We start from the raw sequence: 10,691 nt of genomic DNA on the forward strand, positions 1-10,691 counted from the left end.
ACTGGGTACCGCCAAAGACCGCGGCCATCGCCTCGATCGTCGTGCGCACGACGTTGTTGTACGGGTCTTGCTCGGTCAGGCTCCAGCCCGAGGTCTGGCAGTGGGTGCGCAGCATCAGGCTCTTCGGGTTCTTCGCGTTGAAGCCCTTCATGATCCGCGTCCACAGCAGCCGGGCCGCGCGCATCTTCGCGATCTCAAGATAGAAGTTCATCCCGATCGCCCAGAAGAAGCTCAGGCGGCCGGCGAACTCGTCCACGTCCAGGCCCTTGGCCAGCGCGGTCTTCACGTACTCCTTGCCGTCTGCCAGCGTGAACGCCAGCTCCAGCGCCTGGTTGGCACCGGCTTCCTGCATGTGATAGCCGGAGATCGAGATCGAGTTGAACTTCGGCATCTTCTGCGCCGTGTACTCGATGATGTCGCCGATGATCCGCATGCTCGGCTCGGGCGGGAAGATGTAGGTGTTGCGGACCATGAACTCCTTGAGGATGTCGTTCTGGATGGTCCCGCTCAACTTGTCTTGCGACACGCCCTGCTCTTCGGCCGCGACCACGTAGCCCGCAAGCACCGGCAGCACCGCGCCGTTCATCGTCATCGACACGCTGACCTTGTCYAGCGGAATGCTGTCGAACAGGATCTTCATGTCTTCGACCGAGTCGATCGCGACACCGGCCTTGCCGACATCACCGGTCACGCGTGGGTGGTCCGAGTCATAGCCCCGGTGGGTGGCCAGGTCGAACGCGACGCTGACACCCTGCGCGCCAGCGGCGAGCGCCTTGCGGTAGAAGCGGTTCGATTCTTCGGCGGTCGAGAAGCCGGCGTACTGGCGGATCGTCCACGGCCGAACCGAGTACATCGTGGCCTGTGGGCCGCGGATGAAAGGTTCGAAGCCGGGCAGCGTATTGGCATGCGGCAGGTTCGCCGTGTCGGCCGCGGTGTACAGCGGCTTCACGGTCAGCCCCTCGGGCGTCACCCAGTTCAGCGCGCCGACGTCGCCACCGGGCGCCGACTTGGCCGCCGCCTTTTCCCATTGGGTCAGCGTGGCGGGGGCGAACTCTTTCGAATCACTCATCGGAAACTCCTGCTTGCCACGCATGATACGTTATGCATAATTATGAATTCAAGCTTGACACCGATCTGACAATCAAACCACCCGTGCCCGAAGCCGCCACTTCGCTCGCCCCCCGCGCCCTGTACCAGCAGGTGGCCGAGCGCCTGCGCGAGCAGATCTTCAACCGCGAGCTGGAGCCCGGCAGCTGGATCGACGAGCTGAAGCTCGCGCAGGAATACGGTATCAGCCGCACGCCGATGCGCGAAGCGCTGAAGGTGCTGGCTGTCGAAGGCCTGGTGACGATGAAGATGCGGCGCGGCGCCTACGTCACCGAGATGTCAGCGGCCGACGTGCAGCAGGTCTACCGCCTGCTCGGTCTGCTGGAGGCAGACGCCGCCGCCGAGGTGGCCGAAAGCGCCAGCGACGGCGAGATCGCCGAGTTGCGCGCGCTGCACGACAAGCTCGAAAAGCAGACGCGCCACCGCGACGCGTTCTTTTCCGTCAACGAGCAGTTCCACCTTCGGCTGCTGGCGATTGCCGGCAACCGCTGGCGCAGCCAGATCGTCGGCGACCTGCGCAAGGTGATGAAGCTCAACCGCCACCACTCGCTGTTCAAGCAGGGGCGGATCGCCGAATCGCTCGCAGAACACCGGGCCGTGATGCAGGCGCTTGAAACGCGCCATCCGGACCAGGCCGCCCGCCTGATGCGCGAGCACTTCACCAACGGGCTGGCCRCCGCCACGCCGGCTGCGGCGCCGGCGCGCTGAGTCAGGCCGCCAAGGCTTCAGCTTCGGCCGGTGCCGCCTCGATCAGCGGCAGCAGCGCGTCAAGCACGCCGTCATACCAGGCCTCGCAGCCGTGGATCCAGTCGACGTTGCCGTTCTCGTCGAGATCGGTCCGGTAGTAGCGCGCTTCACCGCCGTCGAAGCCGCTCACGCCCATCAGTTCTCGGACCGAGTAGGTTTCGCAGCCCAGCTCAGCCAGCACGTGCCGCGCCAGTGATTCGTAGGCCTCGATACTCACCACGTACGGCTGCATCTTCGGGCTGCGCGACTGCATCGGCGGGTCGGTCAGCACCACGACACGGAAGCCGCGCGCGAGAACGGCTTCGATCACACGCAGCCGTTCGCGGTTGGTGCGCCGGTAGTAGGCCAGGGCCTTCTCGATGTCGACGATGCCATCGCGGAACTCGCTCTCCACCCACTGCGCGAACGGCTTGGCCGCGACATGGGTGTGCAGCCCGATGTTCGAGATGACGACGCGTTCGGCCATCGGCACCGGGTAGTCCGCCGCGAAGAACGGCAGCATGCCGGACCAGATCTGGCGCGACTTCGCGCCTTCGAGCGGCACGAAGAGTTCGTCCGGGTCGAGGTGGAACTGGTTCTTGTACCAGGCCGACCCGCGCATGATCATGTTGCCCACATGCTCGACGCCGCGCCGCTGCAAGGCGCGGGAAAAGAAGGTCATGTGGCTGTCGCCAAGCAGGCACAGGCGAGCAGAGCCCGTCACCACCGCGTCGCTGGAGCGGGCAAACGATTCGAGCAAGGCCTCTTCGCAGCTCAGCTCGCCGTCGTCGTCTGAAGCAGCGGGCTCCGTGCACGCTTTGGCTATCGGCGCCGGGACGGGCACCTTGGCTTCGTCGCCCTGCTCGGCCACGCCCAAGCCAGCCGCGAAATGGCGCATCACGAACTCGACCCCTTCGGGCCGAACCGAGCGCAGATTGGTTTCGTAGAAGCGGCCGCCACTTTGCAGCCCGGCAATGATCTCGTACGACGGGAAGTAGTCGACATCGTCGCGGCGCGACACCAGCTCACCTGCGGCCGCGCGCAACACCGATTTCGAATGCATCGTCGCGGTCAGCACATGCCCGCCCGACGCCGTGGCCGTGAGCGGCACGGGTGAAACCGTCAACAGAAAGCGCATGCCGGGGCGCACTTCGCGCAGCCGGTTCAGCGTGGCATTCAGGCGGCTGACGACATCCCTGGTGTTGTGGTTCACGAACCGATGCAAGGCGGGATCGAACTGGCCGCGTACCGTGCCAGGGCACATCGGGTAGGCATAGCCCGCCACATGCTCCCAGCCCTCGGTCAAACCGAGCGTGAAGACCAGCACATCGATCCGGGACAAGGCATCGCGGATGCACGCCAGCGTGTGGGCGCGAGCCTGCAGCACCTCGTCCGCCGTCGCGTAGCCGCCGGCCGGGATCGTGGGCCGGAAGGGGTCGAAGTACCGGCCGCCGTCTTCCCACACCTCATCTGGCGGCGTCGCATCACCTAAGGCCCACGAGACCCATTGCTGAAGCTGCGCCACGGTGTAGATGTTCGCCGTGCGAAACGAGAAGACGCCCCAACCACCGGCCTCGATCTCGGCATCCGAGAGGCCTGCAGGAGACGGCTCGGTATCGACCCACGAATAGCCGTGCGAGCGCAGCCAACGGCTGATGTGCTGCGCGAAGCACGAGCCCGCCGTGGCGAAGCGTGTACTGGCCTGAATATCGAACCGCGGCGTCCACAAACCGGCGAACGGCTGCGGGTCGGCTCGATCGGCGACCGCCGTCTTCCAGAAAGCCTTGGCGGGCAGGTCGCTGTACGGATGGGTGAGTGGGTGCATGGTCGGTCCTCGCCGTCCCAGTGTCACCAACCCGTGGCCGGGCAATCGGCCGAAATGCCGCGGCGTAGACCGCCGATTTGGCCGATTGCTCATCGGGCRGGCCCGGTCAGCCGGGCCGCGATAATTTCGCGCCTCTTGCCGAACCGATGATGACCTCTGCCACCGAACCCACCTGGACCACCGCGTCGCTGGCCGCCGCACTGCGCACCAGCCGCGACCACAGCCTCGCGCTGTTCCATCACCTGCAAACCGCCATCGGCCCGAACGCGCTGCCGCGCTACCTGCCCGAGCTGAGCCCACCGCTGTGGGACCTGGGCCACCTGGCCTGGCTCGAGGGCTGGTGGATCAGCCGCCACCCGGGCCTGATGACCGGTTTGGACGACGCCACCACGCCCCGTGCGCCTCTGGCGCTGCTGCCGAAGGCCGACGCCTGGTTCGACGACCGCCGCGTCAACCAGCCCGCGCGGTGGAACCAGCCGCTGCCGGCCACCGCCGCCCTGCTCGACTGGGCGCGCCGCACGCGCGAGCAAAGCCTGGCCCTGCTGCCCGCGGCCGCCCGCCGCGCGCCGGCGCTGGCCTTGTTCGCCCGCGTGCTCGATGCCGAAGACCGCTTGCATGAGGACTGGCTCGGCATTGCGCAAACGCTGGGCATCAACCCCGGCGCCGCGGCTGACGACCCGGCCGCCTTGCCGCCAGCGTCCGACGAACCAGCCGCCATCGACGCCTACCCGGTCTCATGGGCCCGCTACCTGCCCTTCGTCGATGCGGGCGGCTACACCGAGCGCGAGTTCTGGTCCGCCGAGGGCTGGGACTGGCGCAAGCGCGCAGGGCTGACCCGCCCTCGCCACCTGCCCACGCCGGAGGATGGCGAGGCCCTGCGCCGCGCGCGTTTCGGCCGCTGGGTGCCGCTGGACCTGACGCAACCGGCCATGCACCTGAGCGTGCACGAGGCTGAAGCCTGGTGCCGCTGGGCTGGCCGCCGGCTGCTCAGCGCCAGCGAGTGGCGCGCTGCGCAGCAGGCCGATGAAGGCTTCGCGTGGGGCGAGGTCTGGGAATGGGTTCGCGGTGATTCGATCGAGTCAGTTGATGAGTCGGGCACTCCGGCCGCATCACCGCCGCAGTTGATCGGCGCATCTTTCGCCACCGCACCGCGCTTGCGTCAGCAGCCCGCCACGCTGGCGATGCCAGCCGACCGCAACGACCGCTTCTGGGGTTTCCGCAGCGCTGCGATATAGGCCCCCACACCCCCTTCCGGGGGCTGCCCCCCGAGGGGGCTCGCGCAGCGGACCGGCATAGCCGGATCCGCGCACGCCACTTGATGAGGCCCGGGCTGCACCGGGCCGGGAGATTCGCGCAAAGACCTACGATTTGCGCAGCTTGACGGCTTCGCCCGCGATCATCGACGCCAGCATCCGCCCGACGACCATCGGGTCCAGCGTCGGGTCATCGAACAGCATTTCCTGCACCGCGTAGGCGGCTTCGATCGCCAGTCGCGCGAAGATCTGCACGTCGCCGCGCTCGGCTTGCGGGTGCGCGGCCATGAAGGCCTGCTCGATGATGCCGCTGACATGCCGGTGCGAGGAGATACGCACCTCTTGCAGCGCCGGCACCGCGCGCAGTGCACGGGTGATCCACACGCCCGCCGGTGCGGCCACGGTCACCTCGACCGTCTGCATGAACAACTCCATCACGCTGGCCTCCAGCCGCGCGCGCGGCTGCGCCATCGTCTCGGGCGTGGCCCAGGCTTCGAGCAGCTGGTTCTGCACCGCCATCAGGCGCTCGCCCAACTCGTGCAGCAGCGCGTACTTGTTCGGGAAGTAGCGGTACAGCGCCGGCGGCGTCAGCCCCGCGCGTTCACAGACCAGGTTGGTCGACCAGCGTTCGACGCCGACTTCGCCCAACAGATCGGCCGCGACGCCGAGGATTCGCTCGTAGGTCTCGAGCGCCCGGCCCTGGCGCGGCACCGCTTTGGGGCGCAGGTCCGGTCCGGACTCGGCGGCGCCCTTGGCCTGCGCCGATGGGCGGGGCTTGGCGGGTGCGCGGCGGGCAGTCGGGTCGGCAGATCGGGGCATGTGGGTTCAGGGTTGTCCCCGGGTGGAATTCTAGTCATGGCTATACGATAGTGATGGCTATGTTTTGTACCGACATACCCTGGCATCGCCTCGCCATGGGCACCATCTTGCTGTTGAGCCTGGCCGCTTGCGGCCGTCAGTCGGAAGCACCGGCCGGCGCCACGCCCGTCGTCAATACCCCGTCTGCCGCCAGCGCCCCGCTCGCCGACACCCGCCTGGCCGGCTTGTACGAACGCGCCTGCGCCAGTTGCCACGAGGTCAGCGGCACCGGCGCGCCACTGCATGGTGACCGCAAAGCCTGGGCCCCGCGCGAAGCGGCCGGCGTGCCCGCGCTGGTGGCCAGCGTGCGCCAGGGCAAAGGCGGCATGCCCCCGATGGGCTGGTGCCCCGAGTGCAGCGACGAAGACTTCACAACGTTGATCGCCCACCTGCGTGGGGTGCCGCAATGAGCCCCGTCCGGCCGCCCGAAGGGGCTCGCTCCCTCTCGGAGGGACGGGCCGCAGGCCCTGGGGAGCAGTCATGAGCCGCCGCGCGTTGCTGCGTGGCATTGGCGCCGCCGGTGTGGCAGCGGCGTTGCGCCCGGTGTCCGCGCTCGCTGCCCCAGCCTCCTCGCCGGCCTCGGCTCCACCACCTGCGGCGAAACCCGCCTGGCACAACTGGTCGGGCCTGCAAAGCTGCCAACCCGCCGCCTGGCAGGTCCCAGCGAACGAAGACGAGACGCTGGCCCTGTTGCGCAACGCCGCTGCTCCTTTGCGCTGCGTGGGCGCAGGCCATTCGTTCACGCAGCTGGTGCCCACCGAAGGCTCGCTGCTGTCGATGGACCGGCTGTCGGGTCTGCGTGCGCACGACGCCCAGGCCGGCACCGCCACCTTGGGCGCGGGCACCCGCCTGGCCGCGGCCTCGCGCGCGCTGGACGCCGTCGGCCTGGCGCTGCGCAACCTGCCCGACATCGACGTGCAGACGCTCGCCGGCGCTTTGGCCACCGCCACCCACGGCACCGGCGCCAAGCTGCCGGCATTGCATGCCGAAGCGCAGCAATTGACGTTGTTGACGCCGCGCGGCGAGCGCATCGTCTGCAGCCGCACGCAACGGCCCGAGGTGTTCGCCRCCGCGCAGGTTTCGCTCGGCTCGCTCGGCGTGCTAAGCGAAGTCACGCTGAAGGTGCGGCCGCGTCACGTGCTGCACCGCCGTGTCTGGCTGATGCCAACCGAAGAGCTGCTGCAGGCCGTGCCCACGCTGGCGGCCAAGCACCACCAGTTCGAGTGTTATCTGCTGCCGCACACCGGCTACGGCGCGGCGATCACGCACGATGAGGTGAGCGAATCACCGCGCGCGCGACCACCAGCACCGGACGAAGACGTGCTGCGTGACCTGAAGCGGCTGCGCGACTGGTTCGGCCGCTGGCCCTCGCTACGGCGCTGGGTCGCGCAGAAGGYGATCGACCCGACGATGACCGAAGAGGCCACCGACTGGTCGTGGAAGTTGCTGTCGACGCAGCGCCCGACTCGCTTCAACGAAAGCGAATGCCACGTGCCGCGCGAGCAAGGCGTGGCCTGCCTGCGCGAGGTGCTGGCCACGCTGGAAAGGCGCGACGACGTGTTCTTCCCGATCGAGTTCCGCTTCATCGCGGGCGACGACGCCTGGCTCTCGCCCTTCCACAACCGCGACAGCTGCTCGATCGCCGTGCACGCGGCGCACGATGAACCGTGGGAGTACCTGGTGAAAGACGTCGGCGCGGTCTACCGCCGCCACGCTGGCCGGCCCCACTGGGGCAAGCTGCACGACCGCACCGCTGCCGAGCTGCGCGCGCTGTACCCGCGCTGGGACGATTTCCAGCAGGTGCGGCGCGAGCTGGATCCGACCGGCCGCATGCTCAACCCCTATCTGCGCCGAATGTTCGGCGAGGCTTGACGATGAAACGACGCAAACTGCTGCTGGGCGGCGCTGCCGCCGCGGCCGCTGTCGCCTTGGTGGCCCGCCCGGGCGACAACGGGGGCGGCCACGACGCCTACTTCAGCCAACTCGCTGGTTCATTGGCCGGCTTGCCGGCGATGCCTATGCTGGTGGTCGACCGCCAGCGACTGCGCGCCAACCTGGCGCAGATCCGCCGCACCGCGCACGCCAAGCTGCCGCTGCGCGTGGTGGTCAAGTCGCTTCCGGCGTTAGGGTTGATCGACGAGGCCCTGGCCGCGTGGCAGACGCAGCGTGCGATGTTGTTCAACGCACCGCAGCTGGCGCTCATCGCCAAGGAACGGCCCGGCACCGACATCCTGCTCGGCAAGCCACTGCCCGCATCCGCCGCCCGCTGGGCGCTGGAGCAGCCGGGCGGCGACGGCTTCGACCCGGCGCGTCAGGTCCAGTGGCTGATCGACACACCGCAGCGCTTGGCCGAGTACCGCACGCTGGCCAAGGCACGTGGCCAAGCCATGCGGGTGAACATCGAGATCGACGTCGGACTGCACCGCGGCGGTGTCGAGAGCGAGGCGACGCTGGCGCAGATGCTGGACACGCTGCGCGACGAGCCGCTGCTGCCATTCRCCGGCTTCATGGGTTACGACGCGCACCTGGCCGCGATCCCCGACCTGGCTGGCAACCGGGCCAGCGCGCAGGCCGAAGCCCAGCGCCGCTACAGCGCGATGCTGGCCTTGGCGCAGCAGCGCCTGGGGGGCGCGCAGCCGGGCTGGACGCTCAACGCCGCCGGCTCGCCGACCTTCCACCTGCACGACGACCAGCATGCGCCCAACGAGCTGTCGGTCGGCTCGGCGGCGGTGAAGCCGTCGGACTTCGACAAGCCTTCGCTGGCCGAGCTGCAACCGGCTGCCTTCATCGCAACGCCGGTGCTGAAGGTGATGGACGAGTTCCGCCTGCCGATCGGCGCGCAGACCGTGTCGAGTCTCGCGCGCTGGTGGGACGTGAACGAGCGCCGCGCGCTGGCGATGCACGGTGGCCATTGGCTGGCCGATCCGGTGTCACCAACCGGCGTGGCCCCCAGCAGCCTGTATGGCGCGTCGTCGAACCAGCAGGTGATGGTGGCCTCGCCCTCGGTGCCGTTGGCGGTGGGCGACTGGGTCTTTCTGCGCCCGCGCCAGAGCGAAGCGGTGTTCCTGCAGTTCGGCGCGATCGTCGTGATCGACCAGGGCAAGCCGGTGGAGCGCTGGCCGGTCTTCCCCGCTTCGGCGTAAGGCCGTACCTTCCGCCGGTGGCCGTTGGTCAGTGAGCGAGGGCGGCAGTCGGCTGTGATTTCAGCAAGATGGCCAGGACATCCCTGACCTTTCCTTCTGCGTCACCCATCGGCATGTTGGACAGGCAGATCACCGTCAGGTGGTCGTCCGGCAGGCGTGCCATGAACGTCGAGCCATCCACGTCCCCGCCAGAGAACCAGATCATCGGCCGCCCGGCGATTTGCCCGAACACCAGGCCGAATGCATCGTTGTCCTTGTCGTGATCGAACTTCTCACGGTGCAGCATCTGCGCAGTGAATGAAGGGCCGCGAAGCCGACCGGTGTCGAAGTTGATGTCCCACTTCGCGAGGTCTTCGATCGAGCTGAAAACGCCGCTGCCGCCGTAGTGCGGCGAAATGCGGGGCAGGCGCAGATAGCCACTGCCCTGGCGGACATCGACCCCGACGGACTTGAGCGCCTGTCGGACCTTCTCGCTCGAACGGTCGGCGTAGCCGGTGGCGCGCCCGGGAATGACAGTCGTCGGATCGTCGTTGAGCAGCGAATCCTTCATGCCCAGCGGCGCAAAGATGCGTGCCTCGAGAAACGCCGACAGGGGCATCCCGCTCACCCGCTCGACGATCCGGGCGAGCAGCATGTAGTTGACGTTCGAGTAGTCCCATTGCGTGCCCGGCGCAAACTTCAGCGCGGTGGTGCCCAGCGTGGCGGCAATGGCGTCGTCGACCGTGAAGTAGTGAAACGTGAACCAGGGCTGACCACCCGGGCGCGGCAGCGTGGTGTAGTCGCTCAGCCCGCTGGTGAAGTAGACGAGGTGCTTGACCCGAAGGTTCGTGCCGAACTTCTTCACCTCCGGAATGAACTGCTCGACCGGGGTCTCGAGCGTCAACTTTCCGTCGAGGATCAGCAAGGCCACCGCCGCCGCGGTGAACTGCTTGGACAACGATGCCAGGTGAAATGTGGTTCTCGGCGTGATGGCGATGTTGTTGTCGAGATCGGCACGGCCATAGCCGCGCGCGAAGACAAGCTCACCCGCCTTGACGATACCCAGCGCATAGCCCGGCGAGCCATCGCGATCGAAGGGCGCAAACACCGCATCGATCCGGCTGCGCTCAGCCTCTGTCAGGCGCTGCTGCGCTGACAGCCCCGTCGAAAACAGGGCGGCCAGCACGAGGCAGAAGATCCGGAGCATGGGCATTGCTTTCAAGGATTCAGTCGACCATCGGCACCGGCGACGCGCCGCGTCGGGTGCCTGCCTTTGGCCACAGCACCTCAGGCCCGCTGCCGCTTCGTCGCCGCGGGGCTGGTCAGTTCCCGCAGGGCGTCCTTGCCGTTCCAGCGCGCTGTCGCGTCGCCGGACTTGGCCAAACCTTCGGCCACCTTCACCGCCGCCGCACGCAGCGCCGCGTTGCGCTTGCCGGTCGCGCGCAGCGCCATGTTGACGGCCTTCTTGACGAAGTTGCGCTCGTCGCCCGCCTCGCGTTCGATCAGCGCCAGGCCATGCAGGAAGGCCTCGTCGCCCGCCTGCTTGTCATGCACGCTCAGGCTCCACAGCAGCGCGAAGGCGGTGCGCTTTTCAAACTCGGCGCGCCGACTGCTCCACTTGTCGACCTGGGCCCAGGCATGCGGCGAACGGTCGAACAGGTTGAAGCTCAGCGAATCGCAATAGGCCCAGTTGTCGAACTCGCGGCACCAACGGTCCATCTGCGCGGCGCTGAGCTGGGCCGGGTCGCCGACGAACGAGACCAGCATGCGCGCTTCGTAGACCCCCGTGTCCCACAGCGC

General features: G+C 68.0%; 10 protein-coding genes. 5 read left to right on the forward strand and 5 right to left on the reverse strand.

All coding sequences use genetic code 11. The annotated features are described in order from the left end of the window. Window positions 1-1,069: methylmalonyl-CoA mutase family protein (locus AC1DYI_RS17760; protein ID WP_477205457.1), on the reverse strand; the 1,069-nt coding region annotated here is incomplete at its 3' end. A gap of 32 nt (window positions 1,070-1,101) precedes the next feature. Between AC1DYI_RS17760 and AC1DYI_RS17765 the strand changes: the two genes are divergently transcribed. Then, window positions 1,102-1,815, forward strand: a complete 714-nt coding sequence (locus AC1DYI_RS17765) for a GntR family transcriptional regulator (protein WP_477205458.1) — start codon at window positions 1,102-1,104, stop codon at window positions 1,813-1,815. Between the two features lies 1 nt (window position 1,816). On the opposite strand, the gene AC1DYI_RS17770 is transcribed toward AC1DYI_RS17765, so the two are convergent. Beyond that, window positions 1,817-3,658 (reverse strand): GSCFA domain-containing protein, encoded by a 1,842-nt coding sequence (locus AC1DYI_RS17770; RefSeq protein WP_477205459.1) that lies wholly within the window; start codon window positions 3,656-3,658, stop codon window positions 1,817-1,819. Window positions 3,659-3,807: 149 nt separating this feature from the next. Between AC1DYI_RS17770 and AC1DYI_RS17775 the strand changes: the two genes are divergently transcribed. Next, window positions 3,808-4,893 carry an SUMF1/EgtB/PvdO family nonheme iron enzyme gene (locus AC1DYI_RS17775; RefSeq protein WP_477205460.1) on the forward strand — a complete coding sequence of 362 codons (1,086 nt, stop codon included), beginning with the start codon at window positions 3,808-3,810 and terminating at the stop codon, window positions 4,891-4,893. A gap of 126 nt (window positions 4,894-5,019) precedes the next feature. Here AC1DYI_RS17775 and AC1DYI_RS17780 read toward each other — a convergent pair whose 3' ends face one another. Continuing rightward, window positions 5,020-5,730 carry a TetR/AcrR family transcriptional regulator gene (locus AC1DYI_RS17780; RefSeq protein ID WP_477205461.1) on the reverse strand — a complete coding sequence of 237 codons (711 nt, stop codon included), beginning with the start codon at window positions 5,728-5,730 and terminating at the stop codon, window positions 5,020-5,022. Between the two features lie 95 nt (window positions 5,731-5,825). Here AC1DYI_RS17780 and AC1DYI_RS17785 point away from each other — a divergent pair, with 95 nt between their 5' ends. The 3 genes from AC1DYI_RS17785 (at window position 5,826) to AC1DYI_RS17795 (ending at window position 8,912) form a co-directional block, all read left to right on the forward strand. Beyond that, on the forward strand, window positions 5,826-6,179 hold the full coding sequence (locus AC1DYI_RS17785) for a c-type cytochrome (RefSeq protein ID WP_477205462.1): 354 nt from the start codon (window positions 5,826-5,828) through the stop codon (window positions 6,177-6,179). Between the two features lie 70 nt (window positions 6,180-6,249). Next, a complete protein-coding gene (locus AC1DYI_RS17790; protein WP_477205463.1) occupies window positions 6,250-7,641 on the forward strand; it encodes a D-arabinono-1,4-lactone oxidase in 1,392 nt (463 codons plus the stop codon). Between the two features lie 2 nt (window positions 7,642-7,643). After that, window positions 7,644-8,912: an alanine racemase gene (locus AC1DYI_RS17795; RefSeq protein ID WP_477205464.1), complete on the forward strand. Its 1,269-nt coding sequence runs from the start codon at window positions 7,644-7,646 to the stop codon at window positions 8,910-8,912. A 28-nt stretch (window positions 8,913-8,940) separates the two neighbouring features. Here the strand turns inward: AC1DYI_RS17795 and AC1DYI_RS17800 are convergent, their stop codons facing one another. Beyond that, window positions 8,941-10,098: a serine hydrolase domain-containing protein gene (locus AC1DYI_RS17800; RefSeq protein WP_477205465.1), complete on the reverse strand. Its 1,158-nt coding sequence runs from the start codon at window positions 10,096-10,098 to the stop codon at window positions 8,941-8,943. Window positions 10,099-10,178: 80 nt separating this feature from the next. Continuing rightward, window positions 10,179-10,691 (reverse strand): DNA alkylation repair protein (locus tag AC1DYI_RS17805; RefSeq protein ID WP_477205466.1); only part of this gene is annotated, 513 nt, incomplete at its 5' end.

This window comes from Ideonella sp. P3_A4 (genome assembly GCF_056403075.1).

Excerpts from the sequence above, each read along its gene's own strand:
- AC1DYI_RS17770 (WP_477205459.1), bottom strand. The coding sequence starts at position 3,658 with ATGCACCCACTCACCCATCCGTACAGCGACCTGCCCGCCAAGGCTTTC.
- AC1DYI_RS17775 (WP_477205460.1), top strand. The coding sequence starts at position 3,808 with ATGACCTCTGCCACCGAACCCACCTGGACCACCGCGTCGCTGGCCGCC.
- AC1DYI_RS17780 (WP_477205461.1), bottom strand. The coding sequence starts at position 5,730 with ATGCCCCGATCTGCCGACCCGACTGCCCGCCGCGCACCCGCCAAGCCC.
- AC1DYI_RS17785 (WP_477205462.1), top strand. The coding sequence starts at position 5,826 with ATGGGCACCATCTTGCTGTTGAGCCTGGCCGCTTGCGGCCGTCAGTCG.
- AC1DYI_RS17800 (WP_477205465.1), bottom strand. The coding sequence starts at position 10,098 with ATGCTCCGGATCTTCTGCCTCGTGCTGGCCGCCCTGTTTTCGACGGGG.